Here is a 21,603-nt window from a genome sequence, read left to right on the forward strand (position 1 = left end):
CCGGGTCAGGCGCCGCTCCGGCGAGACCGGGCGGTGAAGTCGCCGGGAAATTCTATATAGTGTTCATCTCTGGTGGTATTAAATTGGCGACGCTCCGTGAGGAACGACTGTCCGTAGGACAGGAGTTGGAGAAGACCGAAGGTCTTCGAGTGGCGACGGGTGGGAGCATAGTGCGACTGGCCGCAGGGCCAGATCCGTGCAGGAGAGACAGCGCGCCCCGGAGCAGCAGCGCAAGGGAGAGAATGGCGATCTGCTTCACTTAACTGCTCTCGCCGGTTGCAGGTACGATTTGCGCCCGCATTCCCGCTTTTCTGTTCATTTTGTTTCCCTTCTATGGTGGTTCCATGCTCGTTCCGGCAACCTGCATTTTCCCGCATCGCCCTCCCCTACGCTTTCACATCACCCTGTTCCATGAGAGAGGGGAAAGGGGCGTCGGTTCCGCTTCGGTCATTCCCATTCAGTCACTTCCCCATATGAGGGGTAGAGGTAGAAGATCGTCGTATCGTCATAGGCCATAATCACCCTCTCGTTGTGATGATCGACGACCACAAACAGGCCCATATACGGGTTTACCGCCTGGTGATAGTCTTCCTCCTCGGGGAAGGGTTCTGACGTCCACGGGTGCCCCCTCCAGATCGTGGCGCTGCAACGTCCTCTGCCGGTCTGCCTCTCCCATTCGTCCACTTCGATGAAGAACGACAGCGACAGTTCATCGTTCCTGAACTCCACGTCGATGTGCTCCCGGTTCGGGTCCTCCCCCTCAAAGCCCGTCCGGATCGAGGTGATCTGCCATCCGCCCTCAAGCAGAATCCCGGCCCGCTGGTCGGCGAGGACGATCTCGATCACCTCTGTTGCGTTGACATCGAACGTTCTCACCGGGATCTCGGATGTGTTGATCGGGATCGAGACGTTTTCCCGCTCGTAGTGAAGGACCGGGGGAGAGGTAGCGTTTTCCGTGGCGTTCGCCCCCGGGAAGTCGATGCACCCGGCCCCGAGCGCCAGGAGCAGCAGCGTAAGGGAGAGAATGAAGATCCGCTTCATCCTGACGCCTCCACGCTTTCGTACCACTCTCTCCCGTACGAGGGGTAGAGGTAGAAGATCGTCGTTTCGTTGTAGACCATCACTACCCGATCGTTGTGGTGATCGAAGACATATATCCAGTCAACGCCCCTTCTGGGCGTCCAGTTCTGGTGATAGTCCTCAGGGTAGGGGCCTGCAAACGGTCCTCCAAGCCAGAGCGGGACGTTGCAGCGCCCCCAGCCGGTGTGCCCCTTCTGTTCGTCCACTTCGATGAAGAACGACGGTGACGGTTCATCGCTCCGGAACTCTACGTCGACATGCGTCCTCAAGTCGTAATCATAACTTGTCTGGACCGAGGCTATCTTCCACCCGCCCTCAAGCAGGGCCCCGGCCCGCTGGTCGGCGAGGAGGATCTCGATCACCTCCGTGACATTGGCGTCGAATCCCCGCACTGGAATCTCAGAGACGTTGATCGGGATCGAGACGCCCCCCCGCTCGTAGTGGAGGACCGGGGCGGGGGTGACGTTTTCCGTTGCATTTGTCTCCGGGGGGTCGATACACCCGGCCCCGAATGCCAGAAGCAGCAGCATAAAAAGGAGAAAGGAAATTAGTCTCATCGTTCATCAGTTGTAGGTATGGAGGCACACCCGCGAAGGATTCTGAATGATCTGCACCTGGCAGTATCGCATGATCTCATAAGGAACCTCGGTTGAGTACCATGGCTCCAGGTCGATGCTCATGGGCGCCCCATAACTCTTGTACACCATGTCGTAGAAGAGCGTGTCGCCCGGCACATCGGTGTTGTCGTCAATATTCCAGCCTTCAAGGACGTAGCCGACACGGCATCCGGCCCCCGGCTGCATGCATTGCGTTGACAGCGAACTGTATTGGCCCGTTGTATGGTCGTAGATGGTGATAGACCAGAGATTGAGACTGCTGCTCCAGTAGATACGCCCTCTCATCGTATGTCCGGTGGCGGTGGCGAACAGGGGCCCATAATAACTATCCTGGTAGTTGGGACTGTATGCCGCCCAGGCCTGCCCTTCCCATTGATGGGTGGATCCGTTGTAGGCCAGCACCGGCTGCAGCAGGTACGTCGTTGACCCGACAGTCCTCTCTATGCCGTTGAAGAGATAGATCCTCTCATTAATCGCAAGACCTGAAGGCGGGCTGGATGGGACCGTCCAGTATGCCGTATACTCGGTAATCTCGGAATTTGGTCTATCCTCTGCTGATTCTACCCAACTATTACCGGTCCACATCTTTGGCTCCGCCACATTCCGACCGGAGGACGGAGTCTTATCAATGACGGTCAGGATCAGCTCTCCGGCAGCATCAAGGACGAAGGTCTGATCTCCGCGGTGATACACTCTTGAGTCGTTCGGGAGTTGATGCAGTCGGGTACAGGATTTTTCGACACCAGCAGGTGTGGGTAGTTTTCCGGATTTTTCGTCACTGATCGAGAGCAACTGGTTCCCATTTTTGTCGAACACCCGGGTGATCCCATCGGCTGCGTGGACGACGATCGAACCGAACGGGATCCCCCCTTCTGTCCTACCGTCTGTGATTCGTCGCTCCGGTTGGGGGCTTAACGCCTCGAAGATGGCTATCGTCTCAATCGACGGATCGACGTTCAATTGAGGAGGCGAGTACCGGTCGAGATCGATTCCGGCGCCTTCGTTCTCGGTTGCGCTTACGAGAGGCATAATCCCTGCGCTCACCAGCAGCACCGCCAGGAGCAGAGGGAATGCCTGCGTTCCGATTCTTCTGTTCATTTGGTTTCCTCCGTTTTTTTACCCGGAGGCAGGCGAAGCATACCTTCAAGTACACAGAGTGCGTACATCCCTTTGCCTCCGGGCATGCGGGGCTCTTCATCCGGGGCGTCAACCGGGGATGGGGGGGTCCCGCGCATCTCGGGATACCGGTACAGGTATCCACGCTGGAGAGCTCAACGTTTCTCTATATACCTTTTCTGTGCCGGGAAGTTACACGTCGGGCCTGCCGGATCGCTTCCTCACCCGGAACGGGGCCCCATGGGCGTAAAATTGGTGCCGCGCCGGACGGCGAGAAACGCAGTCTGAGGAGCAGGCGTCTCTGCCCCTTTCTCACAATTTCAGGCAGCAGCCACCCAACCCACGCGATGGTCTCAGGGTTGGAGGTGCCGTGCCCGATCGTACCCCCGTCGCTCACGAACAGGGTGCGAGTGGCCTGACGTTCCGGAGCGAGTAACTCCGGAGCATAAGTTCCTCCAGTGCAACGGCGTGATCGGGGAGAACGGCCGGCCCGAAAACCCCGTAGTAAACGATGAAATAATCGTCGTGCTCCGGAGACAGCGGCTTTTCAGCGACGGCGAAGTAGCCGGACGATGCCTTGCTCTCGTATTTCGTTACGGCAATGCGGCTAACTATCGGTTCGTCCGGTGACACATTGGATTCTCCGGAAAGGATCAAATCAGCGGAAGCGACGTTCCCGGACGACCGAAGGCGGCTGCAGAGGTCCTCTTCCGCCTGCAGGAGATCCGTGTCATCGTCGAAGTACCAGTTGACGATCAGGTACCGGTCACCCGACACGGTGTCGAGATACGCGGCATGGCTGCAGTACTGGGAGAGATCCGGAAACAGGGATGGACACCCTTCTTTGATGTTGCCTGACGGGACAACATCCCCTTCAATTGTTCTGTTCACGACGACCGACCCGTTCTCTGCATACCCATACTGTGGCTGGGGGATATACCATTTTTGCAGGGCCTCGGGAGGTGGATGTCCGGGACCGATCATGAGATGGTCGAAGAACAGGAAGGTGCCGAGAGCACCGACGGCGATCAGGAGGAGAACCAGTGCGGCCCTGCCGGCTCTATCGCTTTGCAGGAATCTCATGCAGATCATCCGTCCATCGTTCGGGGCGCCAACCGGGGTGGGTATCCCTGCACGTGTCGGGCAGGATGCCGGTTCCGGTACCCGCGCTGGAGAGCTCAACGTTCTTCTATATCCCTTTTCTGTGACAATCATCTACACGTCAGACCCGTGCCGGACCACCCCCCCGAAGACCGGCCTCTATAAGCACGAAAACAGTGCCGCGCCGTCTGGTGAGATCCGTAGCCGAACGGCTGGCACCGCTCCTCTCCCCCTCTCGGACCGATTCCGGACCGGGGGTACGACAATTCCCGACGGCAAAACACAATGCATAAGAAGGTTATACGAGTTATTGTCAATAGTGTGGGCATGGCAGAGGAGACGGGGAGCGACGTAGCGATAGAGCGGCTTGCCGCCGTCATCGGCGAATGCCGGAAATGCCCCCTCTGGGAGGATACCCACCATGCGGTTCCGGGGGAGGGGAATCCCCGGGCCGAACTCATGCTCATCGGCGAAGCGCCGGGAAAACAGGAAGACCTCACCGGGAGGCCGTTTGTCGGTCGGGCGGGGAAACTCCTCGACGGCCTCCTCTCGGGCATCGGCTTATCGCGTGACGATGTCTTCATCGCAAACATCGTCAAGCACCGGCCGCCCGGGAACCGCGACCCCGGCGAGGAGGAGATCCGGGCCTGCACCCCGTATCTTGAGGAGCAGATCCGGATCGTCGGGCCGAAGGTGATCGTGATGCTCGGCCGGCACTCGAGCAGGTATATCCTCTCCTTCCTCTCCGTCGAGTTCGACCGGATCACGGAGATCCGGGGGACGGTCTACCCCGGCCTCCTCTTCGGCCACCCGGTCCGCCTCATCCCCACCCTCCATCCCGCCGCCGCGCTCTATAACCCGGGATACCGGGAGTCTCTGGAAGAGGACTTCCGGATCATCGGGCGCGAACTCGCGGCGGCCGGAGAGTTCACGAGACAGGATTGAAGAAGATCATGGCAAAAGAGCGTTCATGCGGGGCAGTCGTCGTCCGACAGGATACGGATCTCCAGTACCTCATCCTCCAGTACGGGGCCGGGCACTGGGATCTGGTGAAAGGGCACGGTGAGCGCGGCGAGAGCGAGGAAGAGACGGTGCTTCGCGAACTCGAGGAGGAGACCGGGATCACCCGCGCGGAGTTCGTCCCCGGGTTCCGCGAGGAGGTTCACTACTTCTTCCAGCGCCGGGCGCATACGGTCTACAAGGAGGTCGTCTACTACCTGATCGAGACGCCGGAGGAGGAGGTGACGCTCTCGGACGAGCATATCGACTACCGGTGGCTCCCCTACGGCGAGGCGCAACAGACGATCACCTTCGCGAACTCGAGAAGGGTCGTCGAGGGTGCGCACGAGCACCTGAAGGCCGTGCGGAACCCAAAGAACGCGTGACCGGAAGATCCCGCCCCGCCTGTCACTACATTTTTCGTTCCTCGGGGAGTTCCTTCACCTCCTTCCCGAGGAAGTAACCCACGATGGTCCTGATCGTGACGAGCGACCCGAGGATGATCAGGTCCTGGAACGTCGGTTCGAGGATTGTCTTGATGACGTCCGCGGCAACGAAGAACTCGAGGCCGATCAGGATGCGCGTGGTGAACGTCCACCGGATGTCGCGATAACTCTGTTTCCGAATCCGCGTCTCCCGCGCCAGGAGCTCGACGATCGCGATCGCTGCCCCGTAGGCGATGAAGAGTGCCCCGAACGTCCCGAGGACGGTTCCGGTGATCCCGATGAACGTCTCGAGCACCATATGCCCCCCGCCGGGCGTATCGGCGACGGTGGACTTATACGTTATCCCGGAGGGCGCCCCCGGGTTCTCAGGCGCTCTCCGGTTCCAGGGGTACGACGAAGCGGAACCCGTTATATCGCTCGACCGTCACCGGGACACCGTAGACCGCCTCGATGGTCTCCGGCGTCACCACGTCGGGGCCCCCTGCGGCATGGATGACGCCGTCCTTTAAGAGAATGAACCGGTCGGCGTAGCGGAGTGCCATGTTCAGGTCGTGCATCGTCATCACCGCGGCGACGTCGTGCTCCGCCGTCACGTGCCGGACGATCCCGAGGATCTCGATCTGGTTTTTGAGATCGAGGCTGCTCGTCGGTTCGTCGAGGAGCAGCACCCGGGGCTCCTGCACGAGGGCTCGCGCGATGCTCACCTTCTGGAGTTCCCCGCCGCTCATCTCGTCGATGTAGCGGAGTGAAAGAGTTTCGAGGTGAAGCATCCGGAGCGCCGCCTCGACGATCCGGATATCCTTATCCGTCACGTCCCACCCGATATGCGGCCGCCGTCCGAGGAGGACGGCGTCAAAGACGGTCATCCGGCCGGCCTCGCAGCGTTGCGGGACGTAGCCGACCTTCCGGGCGATCTCCATCCTATCCGCGGCGAGGAGATCCGCCCCCTCGATGAGGACGGACCCGGCCTTCGGCCGCAGGATGGTATTCATGCACTTCAGGAGCGTCGTCTTCCCGACACCGTTCGGCCCCAGGATCGCGAGGATCTGGTGGGGCCGGAGATCGAACGTGATATCCCGGATGACCGGGGCGCTCCGGTAGTTGAACGCCACGCCGTCGACGTCGAGGATCATCGCCGGTACCCCCGTAAGAGCAGGTAGATGAAGACCGGTGCTCCCAGGAACGCCGTGAGCACGGCTACCGGGAGGATGTAAGGAGCCACGATGATCCGGGCGACCGTGTCCGAGGCGAGGAGGAGGATCCCGCCCATAACGCAGGAGCCGGGAATGAGGTAGCGCTGGTCGTCGCCGATGAGCCTCCTCACCATATGCGGGCAGACGAGCCCCACAAACCCGATGACCCCGAGGAACGAGACGATCACGGCGGATACGAGCGCCGCGACGACCATCCCGACGTCGCGAACCCGCTCAACGCTGACGCCGAGGCCTTTCGCGGTCTCGTCGCCGGCGTCGATGGCGTTGTAGTTCCAGCGGTTTGCGATGAAGTAGAGCGAGGCCGCTATCGTGACGAAGGCCATGATCCCGAGTTCCTGCCAGCTGGCCCGGCCGACGTCGCCGAACGTCCAGAAGACGACGGCGGCGAGCTGGGTGTCGCTGGCAAAGTACTGCAGAAACATCGTCCCCGCCGTGAAGAGCGAGGAGAGGGCGACGCCGGCGAGCACCATCACCTCGGGGGAGGCCCCGCGTATCCGGGATATGAGGAGGATCACGGCCGTCGCAAGGAGGCAGAAGATGAACGCCACCATCGTCGTCACGTAGGGGTTGTTTAAGGTGACGGCGTCGGCGACCGTGGAATGCATCTGTCCGGTGCCGAGGAGGATGACCGAGACGGCCGCCCCGAACGCGCCGGCGTTTGAGATGCCGAGCGTGAACGGCGAGCCGAGCGGGTTACGAAGGATCGACTGCATGGCGACCCCCGCCACCGAGAGCCCCACTCCGGCGACGACCGCCGCTAGCGCCTGCGGGAGACGGATGTTCCAGACGATCCGGTCGGTGCTGGTGGGGTTGAGAACGGCATCGGGGTTGAGGAGCAGGTGTATCCGATCAACGATACCGTTCACGATGGAGAGGAAGACCTCGTACGGGGGAATGCCTACCGCACCGACCGATATGGATACGATCAGGAGGAAGAAGAGGAGGACCACGCCCCCGAGTATCCAGAGGTGCTTCTTCCGCACGTAGCCCAGGTAGTCCGTGGGAATGGTCCCGTCTGCAAAGTGCATCTCGTCATCTCCTCCTGTTTAGACCCGGGTCTACAGCGTGATCTCCGCGAACCCGAGATTCCGATACTGGTTTTTGTGTTCATCAAAGACTGGTTTCCCGATGAAGAAGGTGTAGATCTCGTCCGCCTTTTCCTCGGGGTCAACATCCTCGAACCGGTCGGGGTAGAGGATCTTGCCGATGAAGTAGGCGTTGGCAAGCACGGTCTCGTAGTTCGTGCTGTAGAAGTTATATGGGAGAACGCCGTAGACCCGGCCTTCCTTTGCGGCAGTAAGTCCCTTGAGCGCGGGATCGGTCTTCAGTTCCCCGATCGCCCCGTCGCTCTCCATCTGGACCGTGCCGACGTCAATGAAGAGATAGTCGGGGTCCCAGTCGACGAGCGCCTCTTTCGCGACGTCTGCGTGAGCCGTGCCGAGTCCGGCCGCGACGTTATTTGCATTCACCCAGGCAAACGGTGGGTAGGCGGGTTCGGTGGAGATGATGCCGTGGGCGCCCGCCGAGGAGACGCCGCCGATGTAGACCGTTTTCTGGTCGGCTTCGGGGATGTCGGCAGTCCGGGCTTCAAGGTCGGCGATCGTCGCCTCGATGTAGGCAATCACCTCTTCGGCGCGGTCCTGCTTGTCGAGAACCTCGCCCATCGTGCGGAGCCCGGCGTACATCTCCACCTTCTCGGCGTCATTCCTGAGCGAGCCGTAGGGGAACGCCACGACCGGGATCCCGATTTTCTCCTGGAGTTTGTCGGCTTCGGCTGCACTGGTACCGTATGCCGTTCCGGTGGACCCTGTCTTGAGGATGACTGCGGGACCGATCCCGAGGATCTTCTCGGGGTCGTCCTTGCCCCGGAACTCACCGATCAGGGGAAGGTCCTTGAATTGCGACCCGTAGGCGAGGGCGTAGGGCCGGCCTTCTATCGCCTGATCTTTCTTTTCGATGTCGTCGACGCCGACGGCGAGGTCCTGGCCCTGCAGGTAGACGAGGTAACGGAGACATCCGGATCCCGAGCAGACGACGCTCTCCGGCGGCGAAGGAACGGTGACCGCCCGGCCGAACCCGTCGGTGATCGTGACGGTCTGGCCAGTGCCGCCCTGAACGGTTCCGGTGCCGGTGCACCCGGCGGCAAGCATGACAAGAACGAGGGCCGCAAGCACTGCGGCCATGAGAGATCCTTTGTATCGTAATGGCTGCATACTAATATTTTTAATAGTAACATTGTTTATTATAGGTATCGGATTGCTGCCTATTGAGTGCGACTTAATTTTGATTCGTAATACTATGCCGATAGCCGGCCGAACTTGTGCAACGCTCCCGCGTCCGGCAGTTCTTTGCCTATTTCGTGCTTTCCGGCCCGTTGCATGCTGCTCTCTCCGGCGGGAACAGGGCTTGTTCCCCCGGGCGGATACTTATTATGGAAGACCCGACCAACCGGTGCATCAGGACGCCGGTCATGCATCCCGGCAGGATCGGCATATCGTGAGGAATGCAGATGCCGGAGAGGATGTTAACCGAATCTGAGGGCTACCGCCTGCTCGAATCGTGCGGGATACCGGTGCCCCCCCATCACCTCGCCACCAGCGCCTCCGATGCGCGGGCGGCCGCCGGGTGGATAGGCTACCCCGTCGTCATGAAGGTCATCTCGCCGGAGATCGTCCACAAAAGCGATGTCGGCGGGGTTATCACCGGGATCGAGAACCCTGAAGGGGTAGATGAGGCGTTCCGGACAATCATGCAGAACGCCGCTGCCCATGCCCCGGAGGCGACGGTCACCGGCATCATCGTCGAGAAACAGATACCTGCGGGGCTCGAAGTGCTGATCGGCGGAAAGACCGACCCGTCGTTCGGGAAGGTGATCACGTTCGGTCTCGGGGGAAAACTGGTGGAACTTCTCGCGGACGTCTCCATCCGGGTGCTGCCCGCGAGTGAGGACGAGATCCGCACGATGATCCGCGAGATCGAGGGCTACCGGCTCATCCGGGGATACCGGGGGGAGGCCCCGAAGGACGAGGAGGCGCTCGTCCGCATCATCGCCGCCATGGCGCAGGCCTTCATCGAGGATCCCCGTATCAGGGAGTTCGACCTGAACCCCGTCATCGTGTATGAGAAAGGTGTCAGCGTCGTCGATGCAAGGATCATCGCCGGGGAGACCGCCGGGGGGGCGGCTGCGCGGCTCAGCGTCCGGGCGCCCCCGGATATCTTCTACCCGGAATCCATCGCCGTGATCGGCGCCTCCGCAAGCCCGAACAAGGTGGGTTACTCGGTTCTCCGGAACCTGCTCTCGTTTTCCGGCAACCTCTACCCGGTCAACCCCTCGCACGGCGAGCTCTTCGGGCGAACAACCTACCCCTCCGTTCTGGATATCCCGGCCCCGGTCGACTGGGCGGTCGTCGCCGTGCCCGCCCGGATCGTCCCGGAGGTGATGGAGGAGTGCGGGAAGAAAGGTGTCCGCCTCGCTGTCATCGTCACCGCCGGGTTCCGCGAGATCGGCGGTGAAGGCACGACTCTCGAAGAGAAGGTCACGGCGATCGCCCGAAGACACTCCATCCGGATCATCGGCCCGAACTGTCTCGGGATCATGATGCCTCACATGAGGATCAACGCCACGTTCGACCCCGTCTCGCCGAGAGCGGGAGACGTCGCCTTCATCTCCCAGAGCGGCGCGATCATCACCACCGTCGTCGACTGGAGCCTCCCCGAGGAGTTCGGGTTCTCGACCGTCATCAGCGTCGGCAACCAGGCGGATCTCGGGTTCGAGCATTTTCTCCGGTTCGCCGAGCAGGACGACATGACCCGGTCGGTCACTCTCTACATCGAGGAGATCCAGGACGGACGCGGGTTCATGCAGATCGTCGGCGAGGTCGCCGGAAGAAAGCCGGTGGTGGCGGTGAAGTCCGGTTCGTCCCGGAAGGGCAAGGCCGCGGCGTCGTCCCACACCGGGTCGCTTGCCGGGAGTTACGAGGTCTACATCGCGGCGTTCCGGCAGGCGGGCGTGATCCCGGCCCGGACCCTGCGGGACGCCTTCAACCTCGCGGAACTCCTGGCGTCAGAGGGTTACCCCCGCGGCAAGCGGGCGATCGCCGTCACCAGTGCGGGAGGGTTCGCCGTCCTCGCCTCCGACTACGCCGAGGCGCACGGGGTCGATATGGTCGACCTCCCCGACGACGTGCTTCGCGAGCTCAATGCCTTCCTCCCGCCGTTCTGGAACCACGCAAACCCCATGGATATCCTCGGGGACGCCGACGCCACCCGGTTCGCCGCTCTCTTCGACGTGCTGATACGCCACCAGGAGTTCTGGGACATCGCGTTCGTGATCGCCGTGCCGACCACGCTCGTCGATCCGGCGCACGTCGCAAACGAGATCGTCCGGTTCTCCCGCAACACGGAGAAGATGGTTGTGGGCTGCATGCTCGGCGGCGACAGCATCAGGAGCGGGCTGCGCATCCTGCGGGGCTCCCGGATCCCGAATTTCGAGGAGCTTGAGGATGCGTTCAAGGCGGTGGGCAGCATCCTCGAGGTCAGGGCCGTCCGGCAGGAGTGAAAGAGTTCTGCTCCCCGGATGCCGGCAGGAAGCGCCCGCTCTCTCCCCGTATCTCCCGGAACCCTTTTATATAACCGCCCCGTATCCCGGCTCATCGGAACGGGTTCCACCACCCGGGAGATGAATACGGATGCTGTTTGAGAAGATTAAGTCCGATATCCTTGCTCACAACTCATACATCGTCGGGGCGGACGGGGAGGCGGCGGTCATCGATCCGAGGCGCGACTGCCTGGTCTACACGAACATCGCCGAACGAGAGGGCATGAAGATCGCGAAGATTTTTGAGACGCATAAAAACGAGGATTACGTCATCGGCTCCCGGGATCTCGCCCGTCCGACCGGGGCGGAGATCCTGCACGGCGCCCGGGAGGAGTTCGGGTTCGGCACCGGCGTCCGGGAGGGGGAGACGTTCTCGGTCGGTTCGCTCGAGATCGAGGTCCTGGAGACGCCCGGCCATACCGTAGAGAGCATATCGCTCCTGCTCCGCGATCGATCGGTCTCCGACGATCCCTTGATGGTCTTTACCGGCGATGCGCTCTTCGCCGGGGATGTGGGAAGGACCGATCTCGCGGGCGAGGATAAGCGGCGGGAGGCCTCGGAGATGCTGTACGAGAGTCTTCACCAGAAGATCCTCCCGCTCCCCGACGGCACGATCGTCTGCCCCGCCCACGGCGCGGGGTCCGTCTGCGGCGGAAAGATCGGCGACCTGGAGTACACGACCATCGGGTTTGAAAAATCGACGAACGGACTGCTCTCCCTCCCGAAGGAGCAGTTCGTCGAGCGCAAAGTGAACGAACGGCTCTACGAGCCGCAGTATTTCAGGATGATGCGCAAGCTCAACCGGGAAGGGCCGCCCCTGATCTACAACCTGCCGCACCTGCGGGCGTATTCGGCCCGGGAGATCCGCTCGCTCATGGATCGGGGCGTGCAGATCGTCGATATCCGGTCCCCGACGAGTTTCGCCGGCGGGCACATCCCCGGAACCATCAGTATCTGGCGGCAGGGCCTCCCCCTCTACATGGGCTACTACCTGAACTACGAGGACCCGATCGTCCTCGTGGACGACTTCAACCTGGACCTGGATCACGTGGTGCGCCACTTTGTCCGGCTCGGCTACGACAAGATCGCGGGATACCTCGCGGGTGGGTTTGCAGCCTGGTTCAAGCAGGGCGAGATCGTCGAGCGCTCCGGCACCTGGTCCCCCTCCGACCTCGCCGAGAACCTGGACGACCCCGCGGTCTGGGTGCTCGACGTCAGGAACGTCAATCACCGGGAGGAGGACGGCTACATCCAGGGATCGCACCACATCTACGTCGGGCATCTCGAGGAGCGTATCGGGGAGATCCCGGAGGATAAGCGGATCGTCGTCCACTGCGACGCCGGGTTCAAGGGGAGCCTTGCGGCGAGCATCCTTGAGAAGCACGGGTTTAGAAACGTCACGAACCTGCTCGGCGGCACGTTCGGGTGGAAGGCGGCGAACTACCCGCTCCTCAAAGACGAGGAGAAACCCCTCTCCGTCCCTCCGGCGATGTAGAGACGGGGTCGGGAGGGCGGTGCAGGTTGTCCGGGCCTGCGTATGCCCACCTCCACCGGATCACCGGGGCGAATTATCGCCCCGAACTGCCCGCCCCCGGAACAGCGGGAGTTAAAGGACCGAAGGTGCGGGCTTCGTCCGGATTATTTCCTGATCCCGCTACTACTATCGCCGTTTCCCTCCTGCCTTGCTCCGGCTGAACCTCTCCCTGTAGCCAGCATGCCGCTCCCGACCATCCGGTTATCGCACGCTGCAAATCTTTATCTGGGTGGTATGCCTCAGGGTGGCCGTGGAGGAATGAACATAGCAGCAACGGGAGGGCCTTCCGTGGCCAAAGTCATCGAGTTGATCGGCAGCTCCCCGACCGGATGGGAGGATGCCGCGGCAAATGCAGTGAAGGAAGCCGCGAAGACCGTTAAAAACATACGACATGTCTACCTGAGCGAATGCACCGCGAAGGTGGACGGCGGTCGGATCGTGGAGTATCGTGCCAACGTGAAAGTTACGTTCGTCGTGGAAAGGGAGAGTTGAGCCTTTCCCATCATTCTTTTTTGAGGTGGTTTTCCGGGTCGGCGAATCATTGATGAAAACCCCGCCTTGACCTGCATCGAGGATCGCCTCGCAGTCATCGCAGCCGCAGAAGGGTGCGCTGAACCGGTTCCGGATCTCGCAGCGGGGTTTTCCTGCGCGTGGAGCGCCGCTTTGTTGTGGGTTATCTTTGCGCCCCGGTCTCCTCCCGCCCGATGCAGACCCTGACCGGCACCCTGCCTTCGAGCGAGGCCGCGACCGGCGAGCGCCGGTAGCCGCGGCCGACGAGTTCCTCGATCAACTCCTGCGGCGCGTCGGCATCCACCCGGACGGTCAGGCGAATCTCCTCTAATCCTGGTCGGGCATCGCCGATTTCAAGGAATCCACCGAGATCGAGGTCGCCCGCAACATCGATCTCGATCGAATCGACCTCGATCCCGTCTTCCGCCGCGCTGTAGGCGATACCGATTGCGATGCAGGCGGAAAGCGCCGTGAGCACCAGTTCCGTCGGACTTGCGCCGCGGCCGGTTCCGCCGAGGGCGACCGGTTCGTCGGCCGGGATGGCGAAGTTCCGGACGATCGTGGTGGAGTGGGCGCCGCCGTTCCAACTCGTGACGCCGGAGAGGGTTCTTCTGCCCGCCGCCGGGTTCTCCTGCATCACTGCTTTGAGGGTGTGCACCCGCTCCATATCAACCCCGTTTCGCGCGATCATCGTATATCCCTCCCTGAAGTCAGACGATCGGTTCCGGCGACCGTCCCGTCGATCTCACGAGCCGCACCATCTCGTCGGGATCGGTTGTCGGGATGTCGCAGGCGTAGTTGGTGCAGACGTATGCCGTCGCCTTCTCCTCGATCGTCACGATATCCCGGGTAAACCCGGCTACTTCCACGATCTCCGGCTCCTCTTCGTCGGAAGGGCGGAAGATGACGACGGCGCCGGGGGCGTAGTGCGACCGGATGGCGTCGATCATCGCTTTCGTGTCCTGTGCACCCGGGACGCCGGATATGATCACCTCGTAGTTCGGCCCCAGCATGAAATCGAGGCCGGTGAGGAAGTGGGAGCAGGCGGTGGGGGACTCGCTGACGGTTCCGGCAAAGACACGCCGTATGCGCTCCGCCGTCTCCTCGAACTCGAGGTTCGCCGTCATCCGACCGAGGACGAAGAGAGCGTACATGGCCACGCTGTTGCCGGAAGGAATCGCCCCGTCGTAGACCGGTTTCTGGCGGACGGGAACGTCCGCATCGTCCGGCACGAAGAAGAACCCTCCCCGGCTGCAGTCCCAGTAGTGCGCGATGAGGTCCCGGGAGAGGTCGACAGCGGTCTGGAGGTAGCGGGGGGTAAACGACGCCTCGTAGACCTCGATGAGCGCCCAGATCATGAACGCGTAGTCGTCGAGGGTTGCCGCGAGTCCCGCCTCGCCGCCCCGGTAGCGGTGGAGGAACCGCCCATCCTGCCGGCGAAGGTTGGCGAGGACGAACGCGGCCGCTCGCTCCGCCGCCGCCAGGTAGTCCGGTTCGTCGAAGACCCGGGCGGCTTTCGCGAGGGCGGCGATCATGAGGCCGTTCCAGTCGGTGAGGATCTTGTCGTCCTTGCCCGGGCGGAGACGCCGCTCGCGGGCCGCGAGAAGTTTCTGCCGTCCCTCTTCGACGAACCACGCCAGATCCTCCTCCGAGATTGCGAACTCGTGCGCCCAGGATGCGAGGGGCCGGCGGAGGCGGAGGATGTTTTTGCCCGTCCTCCTCTCGCCGGGCTGCTCCCGGTAGTTCCCGGGCTCCATGACGCTGAATATCCGGGAGAACCGTTCCCCGTCCTCTTCTCCGACGACCGCGAGGATCTCATCCTTCGTCCAGAGGTAGAACTTCCCCTCCTCCCCCTCGCTGTCGGCGTCCTCCGCCGAGTAAAAGCCGCCGTCCGGATCGGCCATGTCGCGCAGGACGTAGGCGATCGTCTCCCGGGCGGTTCTCGCGAACTCCTCCCTCCCCGTCGCGAGGTAGGCCTCCGTATACGCCATGACGAGGAGCGCCTGGTCGTAGAGCATCTTCTCGAAGTGCGGGACGAACCACTCCGTGTCCGTCGAGTAACGGTGGAACCCGTAACCGACCTGGTCGAAGATCCCGCCCCGGCGCATCGCGTGTAGCGTCTTCTCGACCATCGTGTATGCCGGCTCCTTCCCGGTCCGGTTCCCGTAGCGGAGGAGGAATATGAGGTTGTGCGGCGTGGGGAACCGGGGCGCGTCCCCGAACCCGCCGTTCTCCCCGTCGAAGACCCGGAAGAAGGTGTTATAGGCCTCGTCGAGGACCGCCTCGTCGAGTTCCCCCTCCTCCGGCGGGGTCTTCGCCGCGCTCTGCAGCGCCTGCAGCACCTGGTCGCCGGCGCTCTCGAGTTCCTGCCGCTGAGTCTGCCAGACCTTGCTGATCCGGGGGATGAGGTCCAGCAGGCCGGTCATCCCGTAGCGGCTATCCTTCGGGATGTAACTCGCCGCAAAGAAGGGTTTTTTATCGGCGGTCATCAGAATAGTGAGCGGCCAGCCTCCGGTCCCGGTCAGTGCGTGGGCGGCCGCCATGTAGACCTGGTCGATATCCGGCCGCTCCTCGCGATCCACTTTGACGCAGACGAAGACGTCGTTTAGGAGTTTCGCGACCTGCGGGTCGGCAAACGACTCCTCCTCCATGACGTGGCACCAGTGGCAGGCCGAGTAGCCGATGGAGAGGAATATCGGTTTTCCCTCCTCCCGCGCCCGTGAAAACGCCTCCTCGCCCCAGGGGTACCAGTCGACGGGGTTATGAGCGTGCTGGAGCAAGTAAGGGCTCTGTTCGTTGATCAGCCGGTTCGGTGGTGATCTCTCCCGCACCGATGCTTCCGGTGCTTCCGGGTCGTATCCGCGTGCCGGGTTCATATCCCTGACGTGCGGATGCAGGCTAATAAAGGTGACTCCTCCCGGCGGACGGGGCGGCCCCGGGGTGCGGACGCCTCTCTCCCGCTATCGGGGCGAAGAGCACCCGGCGGTTAAAAAAGGAAGTGCGCCCCTTCACTCCGCAATGGGAATCTGCTTTGTCTCCTCCGCGGCCGGCTGGATGTAGGGGACATCCACGGCCAAGAGGCCGTTTCGAAACGTCGCCTTCGCCTTGCCGGTGTCGACCGGGCATCCGATCGCATAGGTGCCGACGTAGCGCACGTCGCCGCGGGCTGCATCGATGGAGAAACTGGTCTCCTGCATCTTGAACGTGATGTCCTTCTTGTCGACCCCGGGTAGCTCGATCTCGATATGCAGGTTCTCTTCGTTCTCGTCCGCGTACGCGCAGACATAGGGTGCAACTCTCAACGCTGCCATCGCATAACCTCCTATTCGGCAACAGAGGTGCGGGGGTGCTATTTAACGTTTCCCTCTTCCCGTGACCCGGCCCGGGCGCGGCACCAGTCCGCCGTCCCGGAGTGCGGGCGGCCGTACTCCCGAACGGAGGTTTTATCTTACGCTCCTCAAGTATCATGCATGAGCGAGCGGTTCATCTTCACCCGGCACCGCACCCGCTGCTACCACTGCGGCGAGGATGCCGACCAGATCATAAGAGCTGTCTCCGCGCAGGCGCAGGTGATCTGCTCAGCCTGCGGGGCGACCCGGATATTCATCCCGCGGTTCGAGAACACCGGGGTGGTCGGAACCTGCACGCCGATCGGGCGCTACGATCTCTGGACGCTCGATGTCGGCGGGCGATGCAAAAATTGTGGGGTCACGGGCCCGCACGACCTCGCGATCGGGTCCAACCATCTCACGACCCGGTGCCGCAACTGCGGCTACACGCACTTCTACCGGTTCAACCTGGAGTATATAGCGATGCGCCCCGTCGACGACGAGGTCAGCGCTCCTCCCGCACCATAGCGATCGCCCCTTTCGGGCACTCGTTCGCGCAGATGCCGCACCCCTTGCAGTAGTCGAGGTCGATGTTCAGTTCCTCGTCGATGACCCCGTCCGGGCAGTACTGGGCGCAGAGCCCGCAGGCGTTGCACGTCTCCTTATCCACGACGGGCCGGAACGTCCGCCACGTCCCGGTCTTCCCCGACGCGGCCTCCTTCGGCCTGCTGAGCGCAAGTCTCTCTCTCATATCTTCAGCTCCTCGTATGCCGCTCTGGCAGCCTTCACGTTCCGTTCGTCGCTAAACATCTCGCGGATCGCCTGCTCCGCCGACGGGAGGGTGACGACCCCCATCTTCGCGAGCGCCCCGAGCACCGGGGTGTTCAGGATCGGGCTTCCCGCGATCACCAGGTTCTGTGCGAGCGCGATCCCGGTCAGGTCGACGTGACGGCAGGTTCCGTTGCACCCGGCAACCGGATGGGCGCTGTTTAAGAGTACCGTGCCGTCGGCCTTGAGGCCGTCGAGGACGTCCACCACGTCCATAATGCTCGTGTCAAGGACGATCACGAGATCCGGCTCGTGGATCTGGCTGTATACCTTGATCGGCTCGTCGTCGATCCGGACGAACGAGACGACCGGCGCCCCGCGCCGCTCCGCCCCGTAGAACGGGCAGGCGGTCGCGTGCTTACCGTCCCTGAACGCCGCGAGGGCGAGGAGCTTCGCGGCGGTGACGCCGCCCTGCCCGCCCCGGGAGTGGATCCTGATCTCATACATGGTCGCTCACCCCGAACCAGGTCTCGGTGCCGGGACGACGGTTCCGGACGAAGTCCGCGATATCGTTGTAGGTGACCTCCTGGCCGCCGAGGCCGGCGATCACGCTGTAGGGCTCGATGCCGGTCTTCGACTTGAGGGAATGGGCCACCACGCCGCCGAAGCCGAAGGAGTAGTCGCGGTCGATGACGACGACCTCCCTTCCGGCGAGGTCGAGGTCCGGGAAGGGGCGGAACCAGCGCAGGCGCATGGAACCGGCCTTTATCCCCTCATCGCGGAGGCGGTCGATCGCCACCTCCGCCTCTTTGCCGAGGGTTCCCATCGCGACGACGACGACGTCGGCGTCCTCGCACCGGTAGTCCTCCGTGGGGCCGTAGGAGCGGCCGAACCGTTCCGCAAACTCGCGCTCGACCTCCGCGATCACGCCCCGGGCGTCGCGCATCGACCGCTCGATATCCCACCGGAACCGGAAGTGGTCGTCCGGCCCGGTCATGGGCCCGTAGCCGAGCGGGTTCTCCGTATCGATGGCGTGCGGGAGGTGGTAGGGAGGCACGAAGTCGCCGAGTTCCACCGTGTCGAGCGACTGCGTGATGTGGCTCAATGCGAACCCGTCCAGGTTGACCATCATCGGGAGGAGAACCCTCTCGTCCTCGGCGATCCGAAACGCCATCAGGGTGGCGTCGTAGGCCTCCTGGACGGTGCCCACGAAGACCTGCAGCCATCCCGTGTCGCGCTGGGAGAAGGCGTCGGTATGCTCCGCCCAGGTGTTCCACCCGGGCCCGAGGGCACGGTTGACGTTCGCCATGACGATGGGGAGACGCGCGCCCGCGGCCCAGTGGATCATCTCGTGCATATAGAGGAGGCCGTGGGAACTCGTCGCCGTGAACGTCCGGACGCCGCCGACGCTCGCCCCGATGCAGGCCGCCATCGCCGAGTGCTCGCTCTCCACCGGGATGTAGCGGCTCTCAAGGTCGCCGCCGGCGACGTACTCGGCGATCTGCTCGACGATCTCGGTCTGGGGGGTGATCGGGTATGCGGCGATGACGCCCGGTTTTGCAGCCTTCACCGCGGCGGCCACCGCCTTGTTGCCGGTCGCGATCGTCAGCATACGCCTGCCTCCTCACGGGCGAGGCGCTCGATGTTCTGCTGCACCTGCTGGCGCATCAGGTCGAGGATCTCGGGGCTCAGGTTCTTGAACCGGCCCTGGCCCTTGATGTAGTCCTCAAGCGGCGCGGGTTTCTTCATCGCCGCCTTCGACGGGCCGCTGATCGAGAGTTTCCCGAACTCGCGCTCGTAGAGGATCCACGTTCCGGTCTTCACGGCGAGTTTCCCCATTTCGACCGTCTTCTCCGTGGGGTAGCGCCACCCCGGCGGGCACGGTGCGAGGATATGGATGAACTTGGGGCCTTCGATCGAGAGCGCCTTCTTGACCTTCTTGTAGAGGTCGAGGGGGTAGGCGCTGCAGGCGGTCGCCATGTAGGGAGGGTTATGCGCCTCGACGATCCGGTCGAGGTCTTTCTTGGTCGTGGGCTTGCCGCCGGGGGTCGTGGTGGTGCGCGCCCCGAGCGGGGTTGCGCCCGACCGCTGCATGCCGGTGTTGCCGTATGCCTCGTTGTCGTAGCAGATGTAAAGGAAATTGGTGCCGCGCTCAAAAGCACCGGAGAGCGCCTGAATGCCGATGTCGACCGTTCCGCCGTCGCCCGCGTAGACGATGACGTTGGTCTCTTTTCCTGCGGCTGCGAACGCCTCGCTCATACCGGAGGCGCAGGCCGCGGATGCGGCAAACGCCACGTTGTAGACGGGCACGTTCATTGCTGTGCCGGGGTAGATCCCCTGGATGACGCTGGTGCAGCAGGCGGGTATGACCAGGACAGAGTCGGATCCGGCGGCTTTGAGCACGTAACGCAGACATAGGGAAGAGCTGCACCCCGCGCAGGCGGACGTGCATTTATAGAGATACTCTTCCTTTGGAATCGCTGACAAATTGGTTACACTCCTCACGGTTATATTTGTCATCAATTGTAATGAGGGTTTTGCGATCCGGTCCCCGGGCACTCGATGGTTTTCCCGCGGAACGACCGGCCGGAATGCAGGATGCGTTGAAGAACGGGTCGGGGACGGGGTCCGGTTTAACGGGGCTCCTCTGTCCCTCCGTATTCACCTTCGTTCAGTTCCCGGCGTTTTGCCCCGGAGCACGCCTCCTGCGCGCAAGTTCCGGGCGGAAAATCCTCCGGACGAGGCCGGCGCAGCATTTCAGGCAAAACGGCGTGAAGAACCAGGCCCCCATCTCCAGGAGCGGGAAGAGGCCTTTGCGGCGTATCCGGTAGCGGTAACTCTCGAGGTTCATCTTCATGTAGACCGGCGCGATCTCCTCGAACCACCGGGACCGGGTGAGCCTCCCCTCGGCGACCGGCCGCGAGATCTCGGATAGAAAGTTCTGGATCTCCTCGGCCATCGCTCCCTCTGCGGGACGGGGTATGAAGTCGTCGTCGATGATGAGCGGCACCGTCTCATGCCCCCCGACGACGCCGTTCTTCTGCAGGTCGACCGAGAGCATGATCGCCTCCCGCGAGATGTTGTGGGGCCAGCGCGGTTCGAACTGGAACATGCCGAGCGAATAGGCAATGAGCCCCCCGTGGTAGCGCTCGATCGCCTGCATGGTATGCGGGTGGTGCCCGAGGATCAGGGTGGCCCCTGTATCGATGAGCCGGTGGGCGAGGTCGATCTGCTCGGGGGACGGGTAGTAGGCCATCTCCGTCCCCCAGTGCAGCGAGACGGCGATATGGTCGCACCGGCCTTTGAGGGAGACGATATCCCTGAGGACATCCTCCTCGACCAGCCGGTTGACCGAGATCTCGCGTGATATGGCGAGTTTGCCGATCGTATATCCCGCAAACCCGATCGAGATGCCGTTCCTCTCGAGGATGACCGGCTCCTGCCGGTCTTCGGTCGCCGAGCCGCCGACGGCGAGGATGCCCTGCCTCTCGAGTGCACTGAGGGTGTTCCTGAACCCCTCTACCCCGAGGTCGCCGGAGTGGTTGTTTGCAACGCTCATGACGTCGAACCCGGCCTCCTTCAGGTACCGGGCCGCGTCCGGGCACGTGAAGATCACGTGGTGCTTCTCTGCCGGTTCGCCCGTATCCGAGAGGGTGGTCTCCAGGTTCCCGAAGAGGACGTCTTTCCCCTCAAGAAGATGACCGACCTTTCCGAACGGGTATTGATGGTTCGCCGCCCGAACCCATATGTCTCCTACTGCTGTTAGCCTGATCTTTTTCATGGTTCTCACACCGAAATGCCCCACTGATCCAGCGGGAGTTCCTGTATCAGGAACTGGTATTTGCCGCGCCGGGTGCGGGGAATCTCATCGACGAAGCGAATGGTCACGTCCACGTCGCCGTCGAATTTTCTGTCGAGTTCCCGGAGAATGCGTTCCGTGTCACGGTCGCCGTATCCGGATTTTTTCACGATCCGTAGCAGGGTCTCTCCTTCCTTCTCCTGGTGAAACTGGAACTGTGCGACGTTGTCGAAGATGTCGGAGTGCATGTTCACCGCGGTCATCGATACGAACCGGCGGTTCTTCGTCACGATGAACTCCTGGAGCCTTCCTTCGACCCGCTCGAGCATCGGGTAGGAACGGCCGCAGGTGCAGGAGCCTCCCCCGAGAACCGCGACGTCCATGGTGCGGTAGCGGATGAGAGGGCAGACAAGGTTGGTGAGGTTGGTTGTGATCACCTCGCCCATCGCCCCTGGGCCCCGGACGGGCTGTCCGTCCCTGCCGATCAACTCAA

The 21,603-nt window shown here is 62.6% G+C and carries 23 protein-coding genes and 1 pseudogene; 7 read left to right on the top strand and 17 right to left on the bottom strand.

All coding sequences use genetic code 11. The annotated features are described in order from the left end of the window. Positions 1 to 263 (top strand): hypothetical protein (locus tag L21_RS14280; RefSeq protein ID WP_218600628.1); only part of this gene is annotated, 263 nt, incomplete at its 5' end. A gap of 184 nt (positions 264 to 447) precedes the next feature. Here the strand turns inward: L21_RS14280 and L21_RS04235 are convergent. The 4 genes from L21_RS04235 to L21_RS04250 all read right to left on the bottom strand — a co-directional run bounded on the left by L21_RS04235 (position 448) and on the right by L21_RS04250 (position 3,896). Further along, positions 448 to 1,041: a hypothetical protein gene (locus L21_RS04235; RefSeq protein ID WP_074369258.1), complete on the bottom strand. Its 594-nt coding sequence runs from the start codon at positions 1,039 to 1,041 to the stop codon at positions 448 to 450. Further along, positions 1,038 to 1,610 carry a hypothetical protein gene (locus L21_RS04240; RefSeq protein WP_256712279.1) on the bottom strand — a complete coding sequence of 191 codons (573 nt, stop codon included), beginning with the start codon at positions 1,608 to 1,610 and terminating at the stop codon, positions 1,038 to 1,040. The genes L21_RS04235 and L21_RS04240 overlap by 4 nt, the downstream gene beginning before the upstream one ends. A 33-nt stretch (positions 1,611 to 1,643) precedes the next feature. Next, positions 1,644 to 2,795, bottom strand: a complete 1,152-nt coding sequence (locus L21_RS04245) for a hypothetical protein (RefSeq protein ID WP_074369260.1) — start codon at positions 2,793 to 2,795, stop codon at positions 1,644 to 1,646. Positions 2,796 to 3,206: 411 nt separating this feature from the next. Then, the gene (locus tag L21_RS04250) at positions 3,207 to 3,896 is read right to left on the bottom strand and encodes a hypothetical protein (protein WP_143727207.1); all 690 of its coding nucleotides are present in this window, start codon (positions 3,894 to 3,896) and stop codon (positions 3,207 to 3,209) included. 345 nt (positions 3,897 to 4,241) lie between these two features. Between L21_RS04250 and udg the strand changes: the two genes are divergently transcribed. Together udg and L21_RS04260 are read left to right on the top strand one after the other, a co-directional pair. Further along, entirely contained in the window at positions 4,242 to 4,859 is a 618-nt protein-coding gene (udg, locus tag L21_RS04255) for a type-4 uracil-DNA glycosylase (RefSeq protein ID WP_256712282.1), read from the top strand. 8 nt (positions 4,860 to 4,867) lie between these two features. After that, the gene (locus tag L21_RS04260) at positions 4,868 to 5,299 is read left to right on the top strand and encodes a bis(5'-nucleosyl)-tetraphosphatase (protein WP_074369275.1); all 432 of its coding nucleotides are present in this window, start codon (positions 4,868 to 4,870) and stop codon (positions 5,297 to 5,299) included. Positions 5,300 to 5,324: 25 nt separating this feature from the next. Here the strand turns inward: L21_RS04260 and L21_RS04265 are convergent, their stop codons facing one another. The 4 genes from L21_RS04265 to L21_RS04280 all read right to left on the bottom strand — a co-directional run bounded on the left by L21_RS04265 (position 5,325) and on the right by L21_RS04280 (position 8,756). After that, positions 5,325 to 5,657, bottom strand: coding sequence for a DUF1622 domain-containing protein (locus tag L21_RS04265; RefSeq protein WP_083608781.1), 333 nt, complete (start codon positions 5,655 to 5,657; stop codon positions 5,325 to 5,327). Between the two features lie 67 nt (positions 5,658 to 5,724). After that, positions 5,725 to 6,492: an ABC transporter ATP-binding protein gene (locus tag L21_RS04270; protein WP_074369263.1), complete on the bottom strand. Its 768-nt coding sequence runs from the start codon at positions 6,490 to 6,492 to the stop codon at positions 5,725 to 5,727. Beyond that, positions 6,489 to 7,601 (bottom strand): FecCD family ABC transporter permease, encoded by a 1,113-nt coding sequence (locus L21_RS04275; RefSeq protein WP_074369264.1) that lies wholly within the window; start codon positions 7,599 to 7,601, stop codon positions 6,489 to 6,491. The genes L21_RS04270 and L21_RS04275 overlap by 4 nt, the downstream gene beginning before the upstream one ends. A 30-nt stretch (positions 7,602 to 7,631) precedes the next feature. Continuing rightward, complete coding sequence (locus L21_RS04280) at positions 7,632 to 8,756, bottom strand: iron ABC transporter substrate-binding protein (protein ID WP_394329525.1); 1,125 nt, start codon at positions 8,754 to 8,756, stop codon at positions 7,632 to 7,634. A gap of 326 nt (positions 8,757 to 9,082) precedes the next feature. Here L21_RS04280 and L21_RS04285 point away from each other — a divergent pair, with 326 nt between their 5' ends. The 3 genes from L21_RS04285 (at position 9,083) to L21_RS04295 (ending at position 13,196) form a co-directional block, all read left to right on the top strand. Further along, positions 9,083 to 11,131 carry an acetate--CoA ligase family protein gene (locus L21_RS04285; RefSeq protein WP_074369277.1) on the top strand — a complete coding sequence of 683 codons (2,049 nt, stop codon included), beginning with the start codon at positions 9,083 to 9,085 and terminating at the stop codon, positions 11,129 to 11,131. Between the two features lie 130 nt (positions 11,132 to 11,261). Continuing rightward, entirely contained in the window at positions 11,262 to 12,665 is a 1,404-nt protein-coding gene (locus L21_RS04290) for an MBL fold metallo-hydrolase (protein ID WP_074369266.1), read from the top strand. A gap of 327 nt (positions 12,666 to 12,992) precedes the next feature. Next, complete coding sequence (locus L21_RS04295) at positions 12,993 to 13,196, top strand: dodecin family protein (protein ID WP_305954471.1); 204 nt, start codon at positions 12,993 to 12,995, stop codon at positions 13,194 to 13,196. Positions 13,197 to 13,377: 181 nt separating this feature from the next. Here the strand turns inward: L21_RS04295 and L21_RS04300 are convergent, their stop codons facing one another. From L21_RS04300 to L21_RS04310, 3 genes are all read right to left on the bottom strand, one after another. Next, positions 13,378 to 13,905 (bottom strand): OsmC family protein, encoded by a 528-nt coding sequence (locus L21_RS04300; protein WP_074369268.1) that lies wholly within the window; start codon positions 13,903 to 13,905, stop codon positions 13,378 to 13,380. 19 nt (positions 13,906 to 13,924) lie between these two features. Next, a complete protein-coding gene (locus tag L21_RS04305; protein ID WP_074369269.1) occupies positions 13,925 to 16,090 on the bottom strand; it encodes a thioredoxin domain-containing protein in 2,166 nt (721 codons plus the stop codon). A 132-nt stretch (positions 16,091 to 16,222) separates the two neighbouring features. Then, a complete protein-coding gene (locus tag L21_RS04310) occupies positions 16,223 to 16,525 on the bottom strand; it encodes an Hsp20/alpha crystallin family protein (protein ID WP_074369270.1) in 303 nt (100 codons plus the stop codon). Between the two features lie 159 nt (positions 16,526 to 16,684). Here L21_RS04310 and L21_RS04315 point away from each other — a divergent pair, with 159 nt between their 5' ends. Next, a complete protein-coding gene (locus L21_RS04315; protein ID WP_074369271.1) occupies positions 16,685 to 17,071 on the top strand; it encodes a hypothetical protein in 387 nt (128 codons plus the stop codon). On the opposite strand, the gene L21_RS04320 is transcribed toward L21_RS04315, so the two are convergent. The 6 genes and pseudogenes from L21_RS04320 to L21_RS04345 all read right to left on the bottom strand — a co-directional run. Next, positions 17,049 to 17,294, bottom strand: coding sequence for a 4Fe-4S binding protein (locus L21_RS04320; protein ID WP_048114432.1), 246 nt, complete (start codon positions 17,292 to 17,294; stop codon positions 17,049 to 17,051). The genes L21_RS04315 and L21_RS04320 overlap by 23 nt on opposite strands. After that, positions 17,291 to 17,818, bottom strand: a complete 528-nt coding sequence (locus L21_RS04325; RefSeq protein ID WP_074369272.1) for a 2-oxoacid:acceptor oxidoreductase family protein — start codon at positions 17,816 to 17,818, stop codon at positions 17,291 to 17,293. Before L21_RS04325 ends, L21_RS04320 begins: the two co-directional genes overlap by 4 nt. Continuing rightward, complete coding sequence (locus tag L21_RS04330) at positions 17,811 to 18,923, bottom strand: transketolase C-terminal domain-containing protein (RefSeq protein WP_074369273.1); 1,113 nt, start codon at positions 18,921 to 18,923, stop codon at positions 17,811 to 17,813. Before L21_RS04330 ends, L21_RS04325 begins: the two co-directional genes overlap by 8 nt. Further along, complete coding sequence (locus L21_RS04335) at positions 18,917 to 19,831, bottom strand: thiamine pyrophosphate-dependent enzyme (protein WP_074369274.1); 915 nt, start codon at positions 19,829 to 19,831, stop codon at positions 18,917 to 18,919. The genes L21_RS04330 and L21_RS04335 overlap by 7 nt, the downstream gene beginning before the upstream one ends. Positions 19,832 to 19,982: 151 nt before the next feature. Beyond that, positions 19,983 to 21,092 carry a CapA family protein gene (locus L21_RS04340; protein WP_074369278.1) on the bottom strand — a complete coding sequence of 370 codons (1,110 nt, stop codon included), beginning with the start codon at positions 21,090 to 21,092 and terminating at the stop codon, positions 19,983 to 19,985. A gap of 5 nt (positions 21,093 to 21,097) precedes the next feature. Then, positions 21,098 to 21,603 (bottom strand): annotated as a pseudogene (locus tag L21_RS04345) (phenylacetate--CoA ligase family protein); the annotation flags it as partial.

The organism is Methanoculleus chikugoensis, assembly GCF_900095385.1.
Lineage (GTDB): Archaea > Halobacteriota > Methanomicrobia > Methanomicrobiales > Methanoculleaceae > Methanoculleus > Methanoculleus chikugoensis_A.

Bases quoted from the DNA above. Each gene is read 5' to 3' on its own strand.
- L21_RS04300 (WP_074369268.1), bottom strand. From the start codon at position 13,905: ATGATCGCGCGAAACGGGGTTGATATGGAGCGGGTGCACACCCTCAAA.
- L21_RS04325 (WP_074369272.1), bottom strand. From the start codon at position 17,818: ATGTATGAGATCAGGATCCACTCCCGGGGCGGGCAGGGCGGCGTCACC.
- L21_RS04320 (WP_048114432.1), bottom strand. From the start codon at position 17,294: ATGAGAGAGAGACTTGCGCTCAGCAGGCCGAAGGAGGCCGCGTCGGGG.
- L21_RS04340 (WP_074369278.1), bottom strand. From the start codon at position 21,092: ATGAAAAAGATCAGGCTAACAGCAGTAGGAGACATATGGGTTCGGGCG.
- L21_RS04280 (WP_394329525.1), bottom strand. From the start codon at position 8,756: ATGGCCGCAGTGCTTGCGGCCCTCGTTCTTGTCATGCTTGCCGCCGGG.
- udg (WP_256712282.1), top strand. From the start codon at position 4,242: ATGGCAGAGGAGACGGGGAGCGACGTAGCGATAGAGCGGCTTGCCGCC.
- L21_RS04235 (WP_074369258.1), bottom strand. From the start codon at position 1,041: ATGAAGCGGATCTTCATTCTCTCCCTTACGCTGCTGCTCCTGGCGCTC.
- L21_RS04275 (WP_074369264.1), bottom strand. From the start codon at position 7,601: ATGCACTTTGCAGACGGGACCATTCCCACGGACTACCTGGGCTACGTG.
- L21_RS04285 (WP_074369277.1), top strand. From the start codon at position 9,083: ATGCCGGAGAGGATGTTAACCGAATCTGAGGGCTACCGCCTGCTCGAA.
- L21_RS04245 (WP_074369260.1), bottom strand. From the start codon at position 2,795: ATGAACAGAAGAATCGGAACGCAGGCATTCCCTCTGCTCCTGGCGGTG.
- L21_RS04335 (WP_074369274.1), bottom strand. From the start codon at position 19,831: ATGACAAATATAACCGTGAGGAGTGTAACCAATTTGTCAGCGATTCCA.
- L21_RS04290 (WP_074369266.1), top strand. From the start codon at position 11,262: ATGCTGTTTGAGAAGATTAAGTCCGATATCCTTGCTCACAACTCATAC.
- L21_RS04310 (WP_074369270.1), bottom strand. From the start codon at position 16,525: ATGGCAGCGTTGAGAGTTGCACCCTATGTCTGCGCGTACGCGGACGAG.
- L21_RS04240 (WP_256712279.1), bottom strand. From the start codon at position 1,610: ATGCTGCTGCTTCTGGCATTCGGGGCCGGGTGTATCGACCCCCCGGAG.
- L21_RS04250 (WP_143727207.1), bottom strand. From the start codon at position 3,896: ATGAGATTCCTGCAAAGCGATAGAGCCGGCAGGGCCGCACTGGTTCTC.
- L21_RS04270 (WP_074369263.1), bottom strand. From the start codon at position 6,492: ATGATCCTCGACGTCGACGGCGTGGCGTTCAACTACCGGAGCGCCCCG.
- L21_RS04260 (WP_074369275.1), top strand. From the start codon at position 4,868: ATGGCAAAAGAGCGTTCATGCGGGGCAGTCGTCGTCCGACAGGATACG.
- L21_RS04305 (WP_074369269.1), bottom strand. From the start codon at position 16,090: ATGAACCCGGCACGCGGATACGACCCGGAAGCACCGGAAGCATCGGTG.
- L21_RS04330 (WP_074369273.1), bottom strand. From the start codon at position 18,923: ATGCTGACGATCGCGACCGGCAACAAGGCGGTGGCCGCCGCGGTGAAG.
- L21_RS04315 (WP_074369271.1), top strand. From the start codon at position 16,685: ATGAGCGAGCGGTTCATCTTCACCCGGCACCGCACCCGCTGCTACCAC.
- L21_RS04265 (WP_083608781.1), bottom strand. From the start codon at position 5,657: ATGGTGCTCGAGACGTTCATCGGGATCACCGGAACCGTCCTCGGGACG.